Annotated in this window: 18 protein-coding genes; 6 read left to right on the top strand and 12 right to left on the bottom strand. The window is 70.4% G+C overall.

Annotation, left to right across the window (positions count from 1 at the left end):
* Positions 1 to 108: 108 nt before the first annotated feature.
* Positions 109 to 1,578 (bottom strand): MFS transporter, encoded by a 1,470-nt coding sequence (locus Aut01nite_RS17730; protein WP_043523181.1) that lies wholly within the window; start codon positions 1,576 to 1,578, stop codon positions 109 to 111.
* Positions 1,579 to 1,749: 171 nt separating this feature from the next.
* Between Aut01nite_RS17730 and Aut01nite_RS17735 the strand changes: the two genes are divergently transcribed.
* Complete coding sequence (locus tag Aut01nite_RS17735; protein ID WP_043523182.1) at positions 1,750 to 2,133, top strand: hypothetical protein; 384 nt, start codon at positions 1,750 to 1,752, stop codon at positions 2,131 to 2,133.
* Positions 2,134 to 2,137: 4 nt separating this feature from the next.
* Here the strand turns inward: Aut01nite_RS17735 and Aut01nite_RS17740 are convergent, their stop codons facing one another.
* The gene (locus Aut01nite_RS17740; RefSeq protein WP_083998543.1) at positions 2,138 to 2,692 is read right to left on the bottom strand and encodes a CGNR zinc finger domain-containing protein; all 555 of its coding nucleotides are present in this window, start codon (positions 2,690 to 2,692) and stop codon (positions 2,138 to 2,140) included.
* Positions 2,693 to 2,761: 69 nt separating this feature from the next.
* Between Aut01nite_RS17740 and Aut01nite_RS17745 the strand changes: the two genes are divergently transcribed.
* Positions 2,762 to 3,718: an EamA family transporter gene (locus tag Aut01nite_RS17745; RefSeq protein WP_043523183.1), complete on the top strand. Its 957-nt coding sequence runs from the start codon at positions 2,762 to 2,764 to the stop codon at positions 3,716 to 3,718.
* A 41-nt stretch (positions 3,719 to 3,759) separates the two neighbouring features.
* Here Aut01nite_RS17745 and Aut01nite_RS17750 read toward each other — a convergent pair whose 3' ends face one another.
* Complete coding sequence (locus tag Aut01nite_RS17750; protein WP_043523184.1) at positions 3,760 to 4,380, bottom strand: TetR/AcrR family transcriptional regulator; 621 nt, start codon at positions 4,378 to 4,380, stop codon at positions 3,760 to 3,762.
* Between the two features lie 67 nt (positions 4,381 to 4,447).
* Here Aut01nite_RS17750 and Aut01nite_RS17755 point away from each other — a divergent pair, with 67 nt between their 5' ends.
* From Aut01nite_RS17755 to Aut01nite_RS17765, 3 genes are all read left to right on the top strand, one after another.
* Positions 4,448 to 4,927, top strand: a complete 480-nt coding sequence (locus Aut01nite_RS17755; protein WP_043523186.1) for a hypothetical protein — start codon at positions 4,448 to 4,450, stop codon at positions 4,925 to 4,927.
* A gap of 200 nt (positions 4,928 to 5,127) precedes the next feature.
* Positions 5,128 to 7,203: an AAA family ATPase gene (locus Aut01nite_RS45125; protein ID WP_507762681.1), complete on the top strand. Its 2,076-nt coding sequence runs from the start codon at positions 5,128 to 5,130 to the stop codon at positions 7,201 to 7,203.
* Between the two features lie 279 nt (positions 7,204 to 7,482).
* Positions 7,483 to 8,142 (top strand): sensor domain-containing protein, encoded by a 660-nt coding sequence (locus Aut01nite_RS17765; protein WP_052163297.1) that lies wholly within the window; start codon positions 7,483 to 7,485, stop codon positions 8,140 to 8,142.
* Between the two features lie 415 nt (positions 8,143 to 8,557).
* Here the strand turns inward: Aut01nite_RS17765 and Aut01nite_RS17770 are convergent, their stop codons facing one another.
* Both Aut01nite_RS17770 and Aut01nite_RS17775 read right to left on the bottom strand, forming a co-directional pair.
* The gene (locus tag Aut01nite_RS17770; RefSeq protein ID WP_043523187.1) at positions 8,558 to 9,757 is read right to left on the bottom strand and encodes an RNA polymerase sigma factor; all 1,200 of its coding nucleotides are present in this window, start codon (positions 9,755 to 9,757) and stop codon (positions 8,558 to 8,560) included.
* 3 nt (positions 9,758 to 9,760) lie between these two features.
* Positions 9,761 to 10,102 (bottom strand): YciI family protein, encoded by a 342-nt coding sequence (locus Aut01nite_RS17775; RefSeq protein WP_043523189.1) that lies wholly within the window; start codon positions 10,100 to 10,102, stop codon positions 9,761 to 9,763.
* 638 nt (positions 10,103 to 10,740) lie between these two features.
* Here Aut01nite_RS17775 and Aut01nite_RS17780 point away from each other — a divergent pair.
* On the top strand, positions 10,741 to 11,196 hold the full coding sequence (locus Aut01nite_RS17780; protein ID WP_236642556.1) for a GNAT family N-acetyltransferase: 456 nt from the start codon (positions 10,741 to 10,743) through the stop codon (positions 11,194 to 11,196).
* A 367-nt stretch (positions 11,197 to 11,563) separates the two neighbouring features.
* Here Aut01nite_RS17780 and Aut01nite_RS17785 read toward each other — a convergent pair whose 3' ends face one another.
* From Aut01nite_RS17785 to Aut01nite_RS17815, 7 genes are all read right to left on the bottom strand, one after another.
* Positions 11,564 to 12,043, bottom strand: coding sequence for a cupin domain-containing protein (locus Aut01nite_RS17785; RefSeq protein ID WP_043523191.1), 480 nt, complete (start codon positions 12,041 to 12,043; stop codon positions 11,564 to 11,566).
* Between the two features lie 10 nt (positions 12,044 to 12,053).
* On the bottom strand, positions 12,054 to 13,094 hold the full coding sequence (locus Aut01nite_RS17790; RefSeq protein ID WP_043523341.1) for an NAD(P)-dependent alcohol dehydrogenase: 1,041 nt from the start codon (positions 13,092 to 13,094) through the stop codon (positions 12,054 to 12,056).
* Between the two features lie 5 nt (positions 13,095 to 13,099).
* Positions 13,100 to 13,567 carry a DUF4334 domain-containing protein gene (locus Aut01nite_RS17795; RefSeq protein ID WP_043523192.1) on the bottom strand — a complete coding sequence of 156 codons (468 nt, stop codon included), beginning with the start codon at positions 13,565 to 13,567 and terminating at the stop codon, positions 13,100 to 13,102.
* 72 nt (positions 13,568 to 13,639) lie between these two features.
* On the bottom strand, positions 13,640 to 15,724 hold the full coding sequence (locus Aut01nite_RS44325) for a rhamnogalacturonan lyase (RefSeq protein ID WP_161790585.1): 2,085 nt from the start codon (positions 15,722 to 15,724) through the stop codon (positions 13,640 to 13,642).
* A gap of 169 nt (positions 15,725 to 15,893) precedes the next feature.
* Positions 15,894 to 17,204 carry an ABC transporter substrate-binding protein gene (locus Aut01nite_RS17805; RefSeq protein ID WP_043523194.1) on the bottom strand — a complete coding sequence of 437 codons (1,311 nt, stop codon included), beginning with the start codon at positions 17,202 to 17,204 and terminating at the stop codon, positions 15,894 to 15,896.
* 17 nt (positions 17,205 to 17,221) lie between these two features.
* Entirely contained in the window at positions 17,222 to 18,118 is an 897-nt protein-coding gene (locus Aut01nite_RS17810; protein WP_083998547.1) for a carbohydrate ABC transporter permease, read from the bottom strand.
* On the bottom strand, positions 18,111 to 19,037 hold the full coding sequence (locus Aut01nite_RS17815; protein ID WP_043523195.1) for a carbohydrate ABC transporter permease: 927 nt from the start codon (positions 19,035 to 19,037) through the stop codon (positions 18,111 to 18,113). The genes Aut01nite_RS17810 and Aut01nite_RS17815 overlap by 8 nt, the downstream gene beginning before the upstream one ends.
* Between the last annotated feature and the right edge of the window lie 399 nt (positions 19,038 to 19,436).

The raw sequence follows: 19,436 nt of genomic DNA on the forward strand, positions 1-19,436 counted from the left end.
GTACGCCGTGAGCCGCCCCCGCCGAATACACCTCCCGTGGCAGTCCACGCGCGGCAGGCGGGGGTGCGGGCCGCAACGCGGCCGCCGGGCCGAAGCGATGGTTGCGGATCATCGCCCCGCCGGGACCGTGTCGACGGTTCCGGCGACCGGCCGTGGGCTGCGCAGATCCAGGGCGGAGCAGCCCACCGCCGCGACCATCATCACCAGGCAGATCGTCAGCGCCCCGGTGACCCCCGAACCGGCGACCATGATCCCGGTGACCGCCGCCATCGACAGCGTCGCCGAGATCCGCTGACTGACCTGGAGGAACGCGCCCGCCAGCCCGGCCGCCCCGGCGGGTGCGTGCGCCAGCGTCAGCGCCTGGTTCGGCGACATCATCGCCCCGGTGGCCGCCCCCGACGCCAGCTGCGTCAACGACAGCGCCAGCACGAGACCCGTCGCCGGCACGGTGTGCACGACCACGATGGTCGCCGCGGTCGCCAGCACCGCCCCGGCCAGCGCGCCGACCACTCCGGCCCGCCCGAACCGGGCCACCAGCCGCCAGCTCTGCGACGACGCGGCCGCGAACCCGATCGCCCCCGGAATGAGCGGCAGCGCCGCCTGCAACGGCGTCCACCCGAGACCGTCCTGCAGATAGAGGACCAGCACCAGGTTCGCCGACAGCGACGAGCCGAACTGGAACATCGCGCTCAACGTGCCGAGACTGAACCCGCGGGACCGTACCAGCTCCGGCATCAGCACCGGGGTGCGACCGGATCGGGCATATCGTCGTTCCCACCAGATCAGCGCGCCGAGCGCCACGACCGCGACGGCCGGCCAGACAGCGATCGGCGGCCCCAGCCCGTCCGGTAGCCCTCCGCCCGGCTGCCCTTCTCCGTCCGGCTGCCCTCCGCCCGGTGGCCCTTCCGAGCCCGGCAACACGAACGGCAGCAGCAGGCACAGCGTGACGGTGCCGAGCAGCGCCAGTCCGGGCAGGTCGAGGGTGGTCCGGCGGGCGCCGGCCGGTTGCGCCCGGCCGGGCAGGAACCGCATCGCCAACGGTACGGTGATCAGCCCGAACGGCACGTTCATCAGCAGCACCAGCCGCCATCCGAGGTCGGCGCCGGCCGCCCCGAGCGCCGCCCCGCCGGCCAGCGGCCCGAGGACTGCCGCGACCCCGCCGACGGTGGCGTAGGCGCCCAGGGCACGGGCTCGTTCCCGCCCGGTGAACAGATCCTGGAAGATCCCGTACACCTGCGGGTTGACGATGCCCGCCCCGGCGCCCTGGACGAGCCGGGCCACCGCCACCACCCACGCCTCCCCGGCGGTGCCCGCGACCAGACTCGCCCCGGTGAACAGCGACATCCCGCCGACGAACAGCCACTTGCGTCCGTGCGCGTCGCCGAGCCGCCCGGCCGGCACCATGGCCAGCCCGAACGTCAGCGAATACCCCGCGATGATCCACTGCAGGGTGGCGGGGCCGGCGCCGAGCTCGTCGCGCAGCGCGGGGATCGCGGTGTTGAGACTGGCCTGGTCGATCAGGGTGGTGAACGCGGCGGCGAGACAGACGGCGAGGGCGACAGCGTTCCGGCGGGGCACGGAAAGACCCTATCGAGTACGGCCCGCCCCGGGACCGTGGTCCTTACCACTCCCCGGTGGACCGCCGCCCGCGAGCGGTGCCTCTACGATCCCGTGCATGCGTTTCGATGCCCCCGGCGCGCGCAGCGCGAGCCACTCCCTGCCCGCCGTCCTCTCTGCCGGGAGCCGGCGATGAACCGGAAGCGGGGGCTGATCTCCTGCGGTACCGGCCTGACCGTGCTGTTCCTGGTGGTCGGGTTCGTCACGCCGGCCGCCGCGGCGGAGTCGGATCAGATGCCGATGCTGATCCTGTTCGCCCTGCTGGCGTCCATTCCGCTCGGGGTCGCCGGGTTCTCGGCGCTGTCCGCGGTCCGCTGGGAGCGCCGTGGTGTCTCGACCGTCCCGCTGCTCCGGGCGGTGCGGGTGTGGGCGCTGACCGGCCTGGCCCTCACGGTCGTGGCGGCGTTCGTCGCCTGGACCGTCGCCGCGACCGCCGCCGGTCTCCTGCTGACCTCGTGTGCGCTGGTCGGGGCCGCCCTCGTCGGCGCGCTCGATCGGTTGCCGCGGCAGGCGTGACCGGTCAGCCGGTCTCCGCCCTGCGGGCCCGGAAGGCGATCATGTTGACCCGGTTGCCGCAGCGCACCGAGCAGAAACGTTTGGAGCCGTTGCGGGACAGGTCCAGGAAGATGCCGATGCAGTCGTCGGCGGCGCAGACCCGCAGGCGACCGGTCTCGTTCATCCGGATCACGTCGATCAGCGCCAGTGCCGCCTCGACCCGGATCCGCTCGGCCAGCGGCGCGTCCGGCTCGGTGGCGTGGATGTGCCAGTCCGACCCGTCGTGCCGGGTCAGGTAGGGCAGCGCGCGGGCCTCCCGCAGCATCTCGTTGACGGCGTCCACCGCGGCGTCCCGGTCCAGCGTCCAGACCGCCCGGAGCCGGGTCCGGGTCTCGCGGACCGCCGCCAGCTCGGCCTCGTCGTGGTCGATGCGCCCGGAGTACGTGTACCCCCGGAGGAATTCGCCCAGGTCGGCGACGGTGGCCAGCTCGTCGTCGCCGGACCGGGAGGCGCCGGGGGCGGTGTTGGCGAGGGCGACGACGAAGTCCAGCGCCTCCTCCGTGTCAGGGGCAAAAAGCAAGTTGACTCCTTATCCGAGCCCGCCTAGCGTCAGGACTGTTCGGAGTTTAACCCCTGACTGGAGGATGTCGTGAAGTCGCTCTACACCGGGCTGGGCGCCGCGGTGACGTCGGCCGCGACGTTCGCCACGTCCGGCGCCTTCATCAAACCGCTGCTCGAAGCCGGCTGGTCGCCCGCTGCCGCGGTCACCGCCCGCGCCCTCACCGCCGGGATCCTGCTGCTGCCCTTCGTGCTGTTCTCGCTGCGCGGCCGCTGGGACGCGCTGTGGCGGGGCCGCTGGCGGGTGGTCGGGATGGGCGTCATCGCGGTCGCGTTCACCCAGCTCGCCTACTTCGCGGCGATCCGGCGCATCCCGGTGTCCACGGCCCTCCTGGTGGAATACCTGGCCCCGCTGCTGCTGGTCATCTGGGTCGCGGTGACCACCCGGCGGCTGCCCCGCCCGGCCGTGCTCGCCGGATCGGTGCTCGCCATCGGCGGCCTCGTGCTGGTCATCGGGCCGGGCGCGCTGAACGCCGTCGACCCGGTCGGCATCATGCTGGCCTTCGCGGCCGCGGTCGGCTGCGCCGTCTACTTCGTGGTCGCGGCCCGGCCCTCCGACGGCCTGCCGCCGGTGGCGCTCGCCGGTTTCGGGCTGCTGCTCGGCGGCCTCGCCCTGGCCGTCGCCGGGCTGACCGGGATCGTGCCGGTCAGCATGACGTTCGGTGACGTTGCCCTGCTCGGAACGCCGGTGCCGTGGTGGGTTCCACTGACGGTGGTGGCCGTTTTCGGGACCGCGATCGCGTACGCCGCAGGCATTTATGGTTCGGGCAAGCTCGGTTCCCGCCTGGCGTCCTTCGTCGGTCTCCTGGAAGTGGTGTTCGCCTCGATCCTGGCCTGGATCGTGGTGGGCGAGTCCCTGACCGTGCTGCAGATGGCCGGCGGAGTCCTGATCCTCGCCGGCATCGCCGCCATCCCCGCCGAGCCGCCCGCCCCGGCGGTCCCCGCCGAGCCGCCAGTGCCCGTCGAACCTGTTCCGGCCGACCGCTGAGGGTCAGTCGCCTTTCGCTTCGCTGCCGGGGGTCGGGGCGGTCAGGTCAGGGTTTCGATGTGGTAGCGGAGGATTCGCCGGAGATCGTCAGGGGCCGGCGGCTCGGCGGCGGTGACGGCGTGCAGGGCCAGGCCGTCCAGGAGGGCGCAGAGGCGGCGGGTCTCCTGATCGACCTCGACCTCCGGAGCCAGGCCGCCCGCGTTCCGCGCCTCGGACAGCACCCGGTGGACGATGCCGGCCATCGAGTCCCGCAGCGCGCGCGTCGGTGACCGCAGCTCGGGCCGGGTGCGGGCGGCGATCGCGAACGTGTGCCGCAACACCGCCTCCCGATGCCGCGCCTCGTCCAGCGGCAGCCACTCGGCCAGCAGATCCTCGCTCAGCCGCCGCCGCTCCGCCCGCCCACCGCCGGCGTCGAACGTCGCGATGATCGACTCCGCGTACGACCGGACCCGTTCGATCACCCGGCGATTCAGCTCCTGGGCAGCGAAGATGATCAGCTCTTCGTGCCCGTCGAAATAGTGCCGGACCGAACCGATCGCCAGCTTCGCCTCGTCCGCGACGTTGCGCAGGCTGGCCGCCTCGAGGCCGTGCCGGGCCACCACGGCGAGCACCGCGTCCGCGATCGCCGCCCGCCGCTGTCGCGGATCCACCACCTTGGGCATGTGGACTTTTTTAGCACGCGCATGCGACATTGATTTGGCAGGCTCGTGCTAAAAAACGGAGGTTCACATGACCCTGAGCGTGATCATCATCGTGGCGGTGCTCGCCGTGCTGGTCCGGCGCGTCATCGGCGAACCGCTCAACGCCCGCGACCTCTGGATCCCACCGATCGTCCTGACCGGAATCGGACTCTGGTCGCTGGTCGGAATCGACGGCCTCCGCCCTGCCGACTACGCCTGGCTCGCCGGCGGGTCACTGCTCGGCGTCGCCCTGGGCTACCTGCGCGGTCACTACGTCACCGTCTTCGAGAAGAGCGGCCACCTGTGGCAGCGATACACCGGACGGACCTTCGCCGCGGTCGGCCTGTCACTTGCGGTCATGCTGGGGTTCGGGCTGCTTGCGGCAAAACTGGGGGTACGCCCGGACGCCAGCCCGATCCAACTCGGCATCGGGCTGAGCTTCCTCGGCGAATCGCTCGCCGTCACCCGCCACGCCCTCACCCTGAACGCCCCCTTCGCCCCCGAACGCTCCAGCATCCTCCGGCGTTGACCTCCGGCGTTGACCTCCGGCGTTGACGAAGATCGATGACCCCGGGACGGCGGTGGTGACCGGCGGTCACCTAGAGTGGCCGAGTGGAACGGGGATGGCCTGGTCGGGGGCCGTGGGTGATCGCGGCCGTCTCGGCCGACGTCGACGGCAGATTCGCGGCGGCGGCGCTGGCGGCGGCATCCGAGGTGCCGGTGGCCGCGGTGCTGCTCGGCGGGACCGTCGGTGCCGGCGCCCCGATCCGGGCACACACCGCGGGCCTGCTCGAAGGCGCCGGCGAACTGGAACTCGACCGGGCGATACCGGTCATCGGGGCGCTGACCCGGGCGTACGACCTGGTGCTCGTCTCCGGCGCAGCCGGTCTCCTCGTCCCGGTCGGGCCGGCCGGCTGGACACTCGTCGACCTCGCGGTCGCCTTGAAAGCCCCGGTCGTGATCGTCACCGGCCCTGGCGACGATGCGGCGAACCACACCACGCTCGCCCTCGACGCCCTGGACGGCCGCGGCCTCACCGGCGCCGTCGTCACTATCGGCGACGTCGACCTCCCGGTTCCGGTCGCCGGCCGCATCCCCCTCGAGGCCCTGAACGGCACCGCACCCGCCGCAACCGCACCTGCTGCACCCGCCGCACCCGCACCTGCTGCGCCCGCGGCACCCGCACCCTCCGCGCCCGCGCCTGCCGCGTCCGAGGTGCCTGGCGTGCCTGCCGGGCCGGACGCGTCTGCCGCACCTGCCGGGCCCGCCGAGCCCGCGCCTGCCGCGCCCACTGGGCCCGCCGGGCCCGCCGGGCCCGCGCCCGCGCCTGCCGCGTCGAATGTGCCCGAAGTGCCTGAGGCGCCGGACGTGTCGTCCGCGCCCGCATCTCACGTACCCGCCGCGCCCGGAGGGTCATCAGCGCCTGAGGCGTCGCTTTCACCCGACAGGTCACCACCAGTCGGGGGGTCACTCTCACCCGAAGCCCTGCCGTCAGTTGAGACCGCACCGTCCACGGACTCCGCACCCTCGACCGGCGTCGCACCCTCGACCGGCGTCGCACCCTCGACCACCGCCGAATCCGAGGCGGCGCTTGAAAACGACGCTGAACCCGAGACGACATCCGGCAGGGATGCCATCTCGAAAACCGGCGAGTCGCCGGCGACAGCCGCGGGCGAGGCGGACGCGGATTCGAGGGCGGCCGGGACCACTGCGGCGTCTGCGGCCTCTGCGGCCGGAGGAGACGCGGGTGCTGGCGAGTCGACTGCGGCATCCGCGGCCGGCGGAGACGCAGAAGCGGGCGCGGTCCGGGCCGCGGCAGGGGCAGGCGGCGATACGGAAGGGGGCGAACCGCGGGCGGCGGCCGCGGCAGGGGATCGTCTTGCCGGTGCTGCGGGATGGTTCGACCCGATGCTGCGGGTCACGGCGACCCGGGTGCAGGCGGCGGCCGTGCCCGAGGCTGCTGACGCGGGTTCACGGCCGAGGCCCGTCGAGGGGAGACGGGTCGTCGGCGCGTTGCTCGGAATCTTCCTGATCATGGTGGTGATGGCCTGCGGGCTCGCCTGGTGCGACGGCGGCAGCACCGGCTACCACAGTTTCACGACGCTGGAGAAGGAGCCGGTCACACCCCGTTCGGAGCGGTCGTCGGCCTACGTCGCACCAGCTCCGACTCGTCCGGCGCGGCCGTCCACCGATGTCTGCCCGGAGTCGCGGGGCGCGTTCGCTCCGGTCCGGTCGAACGCCGCCACCACCGCCCGGGTCAACGCGGCCTGGCAGCGGATCGAGAAGTGGCTGGCCCGGAACGCCCCGAAGTCCGCCGCCTCACTGGGGCCGCCGGCGCCCGTACAAAAACTCGATGATCTTCAGCGGCGCATGTCGGTGCCCTTTCCGCCCGACCTGGTGGCCTCGCTGCGCCGGCATGACGGGGTGACCGGCATGCGGGGTTTCGCGTTCCCGCCGTTCTACAAGCCGATGTCGCTGACCGAGATCTTCTCGGATTGGCAGGGCAACTGCGATGTGATGGCCGACTTCGAGTTCTGGGGCGGCGAGGACGACTGGTGGCACCGGCAGTACGTGCCGTTCGGAATGGACGGCAGCGGCGGTGATCTGATCGTCGACCAGCGGCCCGGCCACCACGGGCGCGTCGGTGACACCGATCCGGAGGTCGGCGCCGACTTCGTGGAGTGGCCCGCCTCGGTCGCTGAACTGCTGGAGCAGACCGCGTCCGCGCTGGAGACCGGCCGTCCGTTCCAGGGCCACGCCTGGCCGGTGGTACGGGACGGGCTGCTCGACTGGGACTACCGTTGACCTCCTCGCCGGGCCGGCAGGTTCTGGTCCGGCTCGTCCTTCGCCGCGTCCGTCGGCGCCGCACCGCTGACGTCAGTACATCGAGTGGCAGAACCGTCCCGGCCAAGGCACTGCCCGGTCCTGGCACCCTCCCAGCGCGGGTCTTCACTCCGGCCGGAAGACTGGAGCACTGGCCGCATGCCGGAGCGGCGATCGCGCTCGAAGGGTAGTGCCAGCACCACCAAAAGAGTGGTGCTCGCCGTATCGGCAGGCCCGCTTTCCTTCAATAGCGTCGTGGGTATGACGACGACGCAGCTCGAACCGGCGACCTTCCTCGAGCCGGTTCTGACTCCCGCGCCCGCGGCCCGCATCCTGCCGAGGCTCGTCGCCGACAGCCGCTACGTCCTGACCGGCCTCCCGCTGGCCGTCGCCGCGATCCTGGTGCCGGTCACCGGTCTGGCCATCGGCCTCGGCCTGGCGGTTCTCTGGGTGGGTGTGCCGATCATGATGTTCGCCCTGATGCAGGCCCGTGGCTTCGCCGCCGCCGAACGCGAGCGGATCGCGGAGGTTCTGGGCCACGAGATCCAAAGCCCTTCTTATCGTACGGTGGAAGCCTCCCGTCTCCCCGCCAAGCTGATCGCCGTCCTGATCGACGCGCAGACCTGGCGGGACGTGGCACACGCGACCGTCCGATGGATCCCGAGCACGATCTCGTTCTCCCTCGTCGCGACCTGGTGGGCCGCCGTGATCGGTGGGCTGAGCTGGGGGCTGTGGGGCTGGGCGCTCCCGTCCGACGACATCGAGCTGCCCGAGCTGTTCGGCTTCGGCGACGCCTATCTGACCAATGTGGTCTTCAACGGCGCGCTGGCCCTCGTGTTCGCCCTCACCCTGCCGGTCGTCGCCCGTAAGGCGGCTCTCTTCGAGGCCCGTTTCGCCGCCAAGCTCCTGGCCGCCCACTGACCCGCCGACTCCACCCACCAGCGCTTTACCAATCCGCGCGTTGCGCCCGGTCTGCGTTTGGCCGCTCCGTGCGCTGGGCCCGGTCTGTGTTTGGCCGCTCCGTGCGTTGCGCCCGGCCAGCGCTTGGCCGCTCCGTGCGTTGCGCCCGGCCAGCGCTTGGCCGCTCCGCGCGTTGCGCCCGGCCAGTGCCTCGCCGCTCCGTTGCGCGTGCCGCGTCCGGCTACGGCTCGCCGCTCCGTTCCGCCTGCCGCGCTCGGCTACTGCTTGGCCGTTCCGTTCCGCGCGCCGCGTCGGCGCATGGCTGCTCCGCTGATCGGTGCCTGGCCGTTCCGCCAGCCGCGCTCGCCATCGCCTGGCCGTTCCGCCGTGCCTCTTCATCGGCCATCTCTCCCACTGTGTCGGGTGGCAGCGCGGTTCAATCGGCGTCGGTGAGGTCGTGGAGACGGCCCGTGAGGAAGTGCCGTTCCGCCTCGGTGGGGGCGAGTTCGAGGGCCTTGCGATAGCTGTCGGCTGCCTCAGGACCGCGACCGGCGCGTCGTAGCAGGTCGGCGCGGGTCGCGTGGAACAGGTGGTAGCCGTCGAGCCCGCTGATCTCCGCCACCAGAGGGAGTGCCGCCTCCGGTCCGGACGCCATGCTGACGGCGACGGCCCGGTTGAGGTCGACGATCGGACCGGGTGCGACCTGCCGCAGGTGGGTGTAGAGACCGACGATCTCCGGCCAGTCGGTGTCGTCGAGACCGGCCGCGCTCGCATGACAGGCCGCGATCGCTGCCTGGAGCTGGAACGGCCCGGCCCGGCCCCGGCGCAGGGCCCGCTCGCAGAGTGCCGCCCCCGCCTCGATCTGCTGCCGGTCCCACCGGGAACGGTCCTGCTCGTCCAGGGGCACCAGCGCACCGGAGGAATCGGTGCGGGAATCGCGGCGCGCGTCCTGCAGCAGCATCAGGGCGAGCAGTCCCAGCACCTCCGGTTCGTCCGGCATCAGTTCCGCCAGCACCCGCGCGATCCGGACCGCTTCCCGGCACAGCCGTGGATCACCCGAGTAGCCTTCGTTGAACAGCAGGTACAGCACGTGCAGCACGGCCGAGACCCGGTCCGGCAGCAGGTGCGCGGCGGGCATCCGGAGCGGGATGCCCGCCTGCTTGATCCGCTGCTTCGCCCGGAACAGGCGCTGCCCCATCGTCTTCTCCGGCACCAGGAAAGCCCGTGCGATCTCCGCGGTGCTCAGCCCGGCCACACTACGCAGTGTCAGCGCCACCTGGGATTCCTGGTTCAGCGCGGGATGACAGCAGGCGAAGATCAGTTCCAGGCGGTCGTCGGGGATCTCGCTGTCCCCGCTGTACGGCGGCGGCGCCGGTTCCATGGCCACCTCCCGCAGCCTGCTCTGTTCCACCCCGGCCCGGCGGATCACGTCGATCGCCCGGCGGCGGGCCGTCGTCGTCAGCCAGGCCAGCGGCTGATCGGGCACACCCACCTCCGGCCAGGTCCGCAGTGCCTGCGCGAACGCGTCCTGCGTGCTTTCCTCGGCCAGGCTCCAGTCACCGCCGGTGAACCGGATCATCGTGGCGACGATCCGGCTCCACCCGTCGGCGTAGATCTCCGCGATCCGGTCGTTCAAGTCCTAGTCCTCGCCCCACGGCCACACCGGCCGCAACTCGATCACACCGGCCCAGGCCATCGGATGTTTGGCCGCCACCTCGATCGCCTGGTCCAGGTCCTCGCACTCCAGCACGTCGAACCCGGCGATCAGATCCTTGGTCTCGGTGTACGGCCCATCGGTCACCAGCACTTCCCGGTTCCGTACCCGAACCGTCGTCGCCGCACTGCCCGGCCGGGTCCGGTCCCCGATCAGCCGGATTCCCTTGGCGTCCATCGTCGCCGCCCAGTCATCGGTCTCCGGCGAGCCGTTGTCCGCACCCGGGGTGTACTCCGGGTCCACACAGACCAGCATCAGATACTTCATCAGGCCACCTCGTCCTTCGTCATCGCACTGATCATCGTCATCGTGCCGCCGCGTTGTCCGCCCGGACACGCCCCGGAAAGAACCGGAACCGCAGCGCCCCGACATCCCGATGACGAACGGCCGACCCCTTCTACTACCGACCTCCCAGAAATTTTCCGGCCGATCTCCCGACGACCACGGCCACCAGCCACAAAACCCAGTTCACGACCCACCCGGCGGGCTGGTCGAACGGGAACTATCCGCGCGCAGCGGTGGATCTGCCCGGCTGGCTCTCAATGTTGTCTCCCGCCGCTTGAGACAGCGGTGACAGCCAGCCGGGGTTTTCCGGCTGGTCGTCACGGCTGTCTCGCCGACTCGGAGACAGCCGTGAGAGCCAGCCGGAAGTAACCCGGTGCCCGGCTTGCCCGCAGGCCGGCAGACAGTCCCGTCGAACGTGGTGACCTGGGGTGCGGATTGAACCGCGGGTCACCACAGTCCGGGTGGTCAGGGTCGGCTCGTTCCGGGCAAGACGGGAGAGACGGGCGAGCCGGGAGAGACGGGCGAGCCGGGAGAGACGGGCGAGCCGGGAGAGGCGGGTGGGCCGGGAGAGCCGCGGCCGGTGTGAGAATCGGCGTATGGCGGAGGTGACGGTTCGGCCGATGACCGAGGAGGAGTTCGAGGGCTGGCAGCACACGACGGCCGTGGACTTCGCGAACGCGCTGGTCGACGCCAGGGGCTGGGACTTCGGCGAGGCGTATGCCACGACGCGCCAGGGCAACGCTGAGCTTCTGCCGTACGGGCTGGACACGCCGGGCATGTTCCTGCTGGTCGGGCTGGCGGACGGCGGGGTGCCCATCGGGCGGCTCTGGATCGGTCTGGAGCATCCGCGTGGGGTTCCGAACTGCGCTTTCCTCTACGACATCGAGGTCGACGCGGCCCATCGTGGGCAGGGGCTGGGCCGGGAGCTGCTGGCGGCGGGCGAAGCGGTCGCGGCCGGGCACGGTGCGCGGGCCATCGAGTTGAACGTGTTCGGGTCGAACGCCACGGCGATCAGCCTCTACCAGCGTTCGGGTTATCGGGTCTCGACCCAGCAGATGATCAAGGATCTCGGCTGAGCCGGTCGGCGACCGCTCGGGTGTACAGCGGGCCAGGACCGAGAGGCGGCGTGGGGACAGAGCGGTGTGGGCCCGTGGACGGGCGGCGGGGCAGCAGGTCCGGGGGCGAGGTGCCGGAGGTCCTCGTCGATGCGGCGCGCGACGACCGTACCGAAGCGGCGGTTGATCTCGGAGAAGTCGAGATCAACCGCGACGTCGGCGGCGGAGCAGGCGCCGCGCCGATCGCCGGCCAGGCGGCGCCCGGTCGCCTGGTGGATCAGCGGGGCCGGCGCCGCCTAGCGGCGGACGATGTGCCGGCCCCGCACGGCGGCCTCGGTGCGGATCATCGGGACAAACTACCCCCGGGGTACGACAGGACCGGAGGAGATCAGAGCCAGATGTTGTCGTGTTCGAGGTAGAAGGCGGTGCGTTCGGCATCGGTCATCTCGCCGAGGTGGGCGAGACCCTCGAAGTAGGCCTCACGCGGGGCGCCGGGGGAGAAGTGCAGCAGCATCGACGCGGGTTCGCCGGAGCGGTTCTTGAAGCCGTGGATGCCGCCGATCGGCACGTGCACCCAGTCGCCCGGTTCGGTTTCGATCCACCGGTCGCCGTTGTAGATCGACATGACGCCAGACAGGATGTAGAACGACTCGCTGATCGTACGGTGGAAATGGGGGTCCGGTCCGGTCTCCCCGGGTCCGCACTCCCAGCGGTAGAGGCCGAAGAGGCCGCCGGTGGAGGCCCCGGTCGACAGGTAATGGACCTTGGTCCCGTTGGGGTAGACCAGCTCGGGTTCGGTGCCGGCCGGACGGTAGAGGGCGCTCTTCTCGCCGGAGTCCCCGTGATACAGCGGCGGTGGATAACTCATGGATACGTGTCTACCCGAAGGTCAGGACCGGTTTCACCACTTTTCCGCCGGCGGCGTCCCGGGCGGCCTGTTCGATGTCGGCGAACGGGTACTCGGTGATCAGTTTCTCGATCGGCAGCCGGCCGAGCCGGTGCAGGTCGACGAGCTGCGGCAGGAACGTCGCGGGCGACGCGTCACCTTCGACGACGCCGCGGATGCGGATGCCGTTGTACATCACCGTCATGATGTCGAATTCGGCCTTGCCGCCGAGGCCGACCAGGGCGAGCGTCCCACGCCGGCGCAGCGCCCCGATGGCCCGGGCGATCACCTCGGGGCGGCCGGTGGTGTCGATGGCGTGGTGGGCGTTCGTCAGTCCGGTGTCGGTGGCGCCGAGCTCGTGGGCGAGCGCCAGCCGGGCCGGGTTGGGGTCGACGGCGATCACGGTGCAGCCGAGGGAGACGGCGGCCATCACCGCGCTGAGGCCGACGCTGCCGGCGCCGAAGACGGCGACGGTGTCTCCGGGGGTGGGGCGCAGGACGTTGAGGACGGTTCCGGCGCCGGTCTGCACACTGCATCCGAGCGGTGCGGCGAGGACGGGCGACAGGGCGGACGGGATGGGTACGACGTTGCTCTCGTACGCCAGGGCATGGCTCGCGAAGCTCGACTGCCCGAAGAAGTTGCCGTGGACCCGCCGGCCCCCGGCTCGCAGCCCGCTGCTGCCGTCGGCTCGGGCGCCGCGCATGTTGAGTTCGCTGAGCAGGCAGTACGCCGGTTGGCCGCGCCGGCACTGCTCGCACTTTCCGCAACTGCGGTAGCTGAGCGCGACCGTGTCGCCGACGTTCCGAGAAGTGATCGAGGCGCCGACCGCGGCGACCACCCCGGCGCCCTCGTGCCCGAACACCATCGGCAGGGTGCGTTCCGGCCAGCGATCGCGCATGGCCAGGTCGGTGTGGCAGATCCCCGCCGCCGTGATCTCGACGAGGATCTCGTCCGGCCGCGGTTCCTCGATGTCGACGTCCCGGATGGTGAACGGCCCGCCGGTGGTCTCGATCAGGGCCGCCTGGATGCGCACCGGGCTCACTCCCGTTCGAGGACGAAATAGTAGTGCCGCCCGTCGTCCAGGACGCCCTTGCCGTTCATGACGCCGAGCAGGGTGCCGTCGTCGATGCGTTTGAAGTGGTCGAGCACGGGCTGGCCGTCGTACACCATGGTGGCCGTCACCTCGCCGCGGAACTCGACGGCCCAGAGGCTGGCGCCGCCCTTGGCCCGGTCCACGTCGTCGAACAGGCCGCCGTCGTCGTTGCGGCAGACCAGCGGCGCCACTTCGGTGCGCGAGTCGAAGCGTTTGCCGTGCCAGCGGATCCGCGGCAGGTAGCCCTCGAAGCGGTGGCCGGTGACGAACTCGCTGCCGCGCCAGGAGCCGAGGATCTCGTCGGGGCGCACCGGCGGCAGGGCGGCCCAGAATTTGTCGAGGTCATCGATGGTGGTCGTGCTGTCCGTGGTGCGGATGTCCGCGATCCTGCTGCGAGCGGTTGCGGCGTCCATGGACCCACCCCTCTGTCGGCGTGCAGCAAATATAAAATATATGGGCCCCGCCGTGGAGGCGGGGCCCACACGTCAGCGGGGCACCGTCGACCAGTCCGTGTCCGAGGCCAGATAGAAGCCCGGGTAGGACGGCTGGTTGTAGGTGGTCTGCTGCCGGGCCACCTCCGCCCGGTACTGCGGGTCGTGCATCAGCGTGTACAGCTTGTGGCTCGTCACCTCGGTGCTGGTGTGGATCCGGATCGCCGAGCTGTCGGCCGTGCGGACCAGCAGCTCCTCCCGCCAGTCGCCGAGGACGTCGGCGACCAGGCCCGGATTGCCCTTGGTGCCGTTGTTGGTCAGGGTGCCGTCGGCGGTGAGCAGCCGGCCCCGGTTCCAGTCGTCGATCGTCGGGGTGACGGTCTGCGCGCCGTTGACGATCTGCGTGGTGAGGTCGGCGGACCAGCGGATGCTCGAATTCGTACCGGGAATGGTGTTCGTCAGGATCTCGCCCTTGGCGCTGTGCAGGCCGAGTGCCTCGGAGCCGCCGGGCATGCTGGCCCACGACTCGATGCCGGGCGTGGCCGGCAGCACGTCACCGATCATCCCCCGGCCGGTGTCGCGCCCGGAGTACGTGCCGAACAGCACCTCGCCGGTCTTCGCGTCCCGCATCGCCATGCCGTACGGCGCGGAGGTCCCGCCCTCGTGCACCGTGAAGATCTCCAGCCCCGGACGGGCGGGATCGATGTCGGTCACGTGCATGGCGTCGCCGTGACCGAGCCGGGCCTCCTCTCCGGACGGCAGCGTGCCGAACGAGGAGTACAGCAGGTCGCCGTCGTGGTCGATGGTGGCCGCGCCGTAGACGATCTCCTGCTTGCCGTCGCCGTCCACGTCGGCGGCGCTCAGCGAGTGGAAGCCCTGCGTGGTGAGCTTGCCGTACACCGGATCGGTGCCGTCGCGGCCGTGCGGGGAGTCGTTGAACGGGTTCGTCATCGGCGCCCAGCCGGAGTCGACGTACCAGCCCTCCCGCAGGCGGTGGCCGTCCCAGCGGTAGGAGACCAGCGTGGTGCGGGTGTAGTAGCCGCGGGCGAACACCGCCGACGGGTTCCGGCCGTCCAGGTACGCCACCCCGGACAGGAACCGGTCCACCCGGTTGCCGGGCTCGATGCGGGCCATCGCGTAGTCGCCCCACATCAGGCCGTCGTCGTGACGTCCCGGCTTGTAGTCGATGGTCTGCAGCTCACGGCCGGTCGCGCCGTCGAAGACGGTCAGGTACTCCGGGCCGTCGACGATGAAACCCTCGAACGCGCGCAGGTTGTTGCGGGCGGAGCGGGCCGGGGCGTACACGTCCATGAAGTAGTCGGTGAGCTTCTCGGCGTCCGCGCGGCTCAGCGGGTACCGGTACTGCGGCGCGATGCCGAGCGCCTGCTCGATCGTTTTCGGCCAGCGCCCGGCGACGACCTCGGGATGCCTGTCCCAGCCCTGGAAGATGCCGACGACGTGCTGGTAGTAGTCGGCGGCGCTCATCCGGTGGTCGGCGTCCTTCTGGAAGCCGTTCTTGACGTACCGCTCCGTGCCGTTGCGGATCGTCTTCGTGCCGGGCGCGGTCTTCATCATCATCTCGGCGCGGCCGTCGCCGTCGAAGTCGTAGACCAGGAACTGGGTGTAGTGCGCGCCGGCCCGGATGTTCACGCCCAGGTCGATGCGGTGCAGCAGGGTGCCGTCGGCCCGATACGTGTCGATGTAGACCGGACCGGTGTACCCGACCTGCGACACGTCCTTGGAGTTCGACGGATCCCACTTGACGACGTACTCGTACACGCCGTCGCCGTCCACGTCGCCGACGCTCATGTCGTTGGCGGAGTAGGTGAAGACCTCACCGGCCGGGGTCACCCCGTCCGCCGGTCTGCGCAGCGGCAGCTCGGTGTAGCCGGCGTTCCACGGGGTCACCGTCTTCGAGCCGCTGACCCGGTACTTCGAGGCGGCCGTACCCTCCCGGTCCAGGAAGTTCGTGCTGTCCGTGACCGTCGCGATCCTCCTGCCGTCCCGGTAGACGTGGAAGTTCGCCCCGGTCAGCCCGGTCTTCGACGACCCGGTCACCTCGGTCTTCGACAACCGCCAGCTCAGGAACACGCCCTCGCTGGTCGGCGCCGCGATCAGCCCGCGGTCCAGGCGTTCCATCCGCGGGCCGTGCCGTCCCGCGAAGGCGGGCGCGGGGGATGCGGTGGCCAGGACGACTGCCGCGACGCCTGCCGTGAACCATTTTTCCGGTACGGGAATCCATCTGCGCTGTGCCTCTCCCTGGGGATGAACCGGCGCGGACACCGACCAGCGCCCGCGCCGGAGGGACTCACTTGGCCGCGTCGATCTCCGTCTGGAGCTCCTTGATGAACGCCTCGGCCGCCGCCTGCGGGGTCTGCCGCTCGAACAGGACCTCCTCGGTGTGCCGCTTGAGGATCGCCTCGATGCCGCTCGCGCCGTTCGGGGTGACCCGCGGCGCGGCGCCGACCTTGAGCGACCCCAGGTAGTCGGAGGCCGCCTTGTCGGTCTCGCCGAGCTTCGCGGTCACCGCGGTGCGGACGGTGCTGTTGGACGGCAGGCCGCGGTCGGTCTGCAGCACGTCACCGGCCTCGGTGGTGTTCAGTAGGAAGTCGACGAAGAGCGCGGCCTCGGCCGGGTGCTTCGACCGCGACGAGACGGACCAGAACATCGAGGGCTTGAGGTACGGCGCCTCCGCGCTCGCGGGCTGGCCGTTGCCGGGCACCTTGAGCAGCTTCAGCTTCTGGCCGCTGGCGGTCGCGAGGGACGTGAGCTGGGTGTTCCACCAGGTGCCGAACGCGGACGTGTTCGTCGCGGTGCCGGACTGGTCGAGCGGGGCGCCGGCCCGTTCCACGGTCACCGACGGTGCCGGGGCGATGCCCTGCTTCGCCAGGTCGAGCAGGTACTGCCAGTAGTCGGCGAGCACGGCCGGGGGGATCGCCACCTTGCCGGCGTCGTCGTAGAGGGCGGCGCCGGCCTGGCGCGCCCAGATGTTCACCCCGCCGGTCTCGAAACCCCAGGACTGGACGCCGGTGACCTTGCCGCCGCTGGCCTTGGAGACCTCCAGGCCGATCTTCTTCAGGTCGTCCCAGGTCCAGGTCGCGTCGTCGGGCAGAGCGATCTTGTACTGGTCGAGGACCGTGGTGTTGGCGACGATCGAGTACGCGGCGACGCCGGTCGGCACCGCGTACTGCTTGCCGTCCACCTTGCCGGTGTCCAGCGCGGCCGCGTCGACGGCGTCGGTCTTCAGGTGCTTCGCGGCGGTGCCCAGGTCGAGCAGGGCGCCGCGCTGGGCGTACGAGGCCAGGTAGAGCTCGTCCATCTGGATGATGTCCGGGGCGTCGTTGGCGGCGACCGTGGTGGCCAGGCTGTCCCAGTAACCGTTCCACTCCTTGAACTCGCCGGAGACGGTGATGTTCGGGTACTTCTTGGTGAACAGGTCGATCGCCTGCTGCGTCCGCTTGTGCCGTGCGTCCGAGCCCCACCAGGTGAAACGCAGCTTCACGGCCTCCGTGGAGATCTCGCCGCCGGCGTCGCCACCACTGCTGCCGCATGCGGCCAGTGCGGAGGCGGCGACGACTCCGGCGCCGAGACCGAGCATGTTCCTACGGCTGTAGCCCATGACGGGGTTCTCCTTGATCATTTGATGCCGGTGGTGGCGATGCCCTTGACCAGGTACCGCTGGCCGATGAGGAAGGCGAGGAAGATCGGCAGCAGGGAGACCACGCTCATCGCGAACATGGATCCCCAGCTCGTCGCCACGGTGGCGTCCACGAAGGAGCGCAGGGCGACCGGAACGGTGTACATCTCGGGGTCGGTCAGGTAGATCAGCTGGCTGAAGAAGTCGTTCCAGGTCCAGATGAACGTGAAGATCGTGGTGGTGGCCAGGGCCGGCAGCATCAGCGGCAGGATCACCCGCAGGAAGATTCGCGGGTGGCCGGCCCCGTCGATCCGGGCCGCCTCGTCGAGCTCCTTCGGCAGGCCGCGGATGAACTGGACCATCAGGAACACGAAGAACGCGTCGGTGGCCAGGAGTTTCGGCACGATCAGCGGCAGGAACGTGTTCACCCAGCCGAGGTTCGAGAACATGATGTACTGCGGCACGATGATCACGTGGATCGGCAGCATGATGGTGCCGAGCATCAGGCCGAACCACAGCTTCTTGGCGGTGAACTCGAGGCGGGCGAAGGCGTACGCCGCCATCGAGCAGGAGACCAGGTTGCCGATGATGCAGCCGAGCACCACGATCGCCGAGTTCGTCAGGAAGTGCCCGAACGGCGAGGACAGCGCGTCCCAGCCGTCGCTGTAGTTCCGCGCCTCGAAGCTGTCCAGGACCAGGCCAGGGGAGCGGAAGATCTCACTGCTCGGCCGCAGCGAGCTGACCACCATCCAGATCACCGGGTAGAGCATCACGATGGCCAGGACGACCAGGCCGAGGTGCTTGCCGGCGTCACGAACCGGCTGCGGCACCGTCCAGCGCGGCGGCGCGTCGCCCGTCGTGTCGATCGGCACGACGCGTTCCTTGAGATCAGTCATCGTAGAAAACCCACTTCTTGGCGGCCCAGAAGTTCACCGCGGTGAAGGCGGCGATGATCAGCAGGAGCAGCCACGCGAGCGCGGAGGCGTACCCCATGTCGAAGTTGTTGAAGCCCCGCTGATAGAGGTAGAGCGTGTAGAACAGCGTCGAGTCGGACGGTCCGCCGGTGCCGGCCGAGACCACGAAGGCCTGCGTGAACGACTGGAACGCGTGGATGATCTGCAACACCAGGTTGAAGAAGATGATCGGCGACAGCAGCGGCAGCGTGATCTTGCGGAACTGGGTGAACCTGCCCGCCCCGTCCACCGACGCCGCCTCGTAGTACATCGCCGGGATCTGCCGCAGACCGGCCAGGAAGATCACCATCGGGGCGCCGAAGGTCCACACGTTCAGCACGATCAGCGTGGACAGTGCGGTGTCCGGATCGGAGATCCAGCCCCGGCCCTGGATGCCGAACAGGTCCAGCAGCTGGTTGAGCAGGCCCTCCGCGCCGAAGATCTGCCGCCACAGCACCGCGATCGCCACACTGGAGCCGAGCAGGCTCGGCAGGTAGAACGCCGAACGGTAGAACGACAGGCCGCGCAGACCGCGGTCCAGCAGCATGGCCAGGCCCAGCGCCGCCGCGAGCTGGAGCGGCACGGAGATCAGCACGTACTTGAAGGTGACGAGGAGCGACTGGTGCAGCCGCTCGTCGCCGAGCATGCGGGTCCAGTTCTCCAGGCCGTTGAACTCGGGCGGCTGGAGCAGGTTGTAGTCCGTGAAACCGAGCAGCAGCGACGCCGCCACCGGCCCGGCGGTGATCAGCACCAGCCCGGCGAACCAGGGGAGCAGGAACAGGAAGGCGGCCTTGTTGTCCCTCTTGCGCGGGGGACTGCCCTTGGCGGCACTGAGGCGCTGGAGTTCGCCGATGGCGCTCACATGCTCCTCCTTCGCATCGACGAGCTAGAACGAAGCGCTCGCCTCGGCGGCTGCCCGGAGGTGTTGGATGCAGCAGGAGGAAAGCGCTTTCCACGGAGTCTGCATCGATGTGACGAAGTCGTCAACGGTTTCGCCGCGGTAAATTCTGGATCGTTTCAGAAACCTGGGAGCACATGGCATGGCCGGGAGGGGGATGATCATTTTTGAACCATTCAATGGAGGTTGCCCGTCCCCTGGTGGAGCCCGGTGTGGCTCCCGTCATTGACGTTCAAGAGGCGTTCCTCGATGCCCTGCGGCCCGGTGGCAGCCGCGTACGGCACGATCGCCATCGTCTCTGCAGCGCGGCAACGGCTGTCGGGATGACAGGGCCGTCATCGCCTGTGCGTGCGGCGGCGGTGT

Source organism: Actinoplanes utahensis (genome assembly GCF_016862455.1).
GTDB lineage: Bacteria > Actinomycetota > Actinomycetes > Mycobacteriales > Micromonosporaceae > Actinoplanes > Actinoplanes utahensis.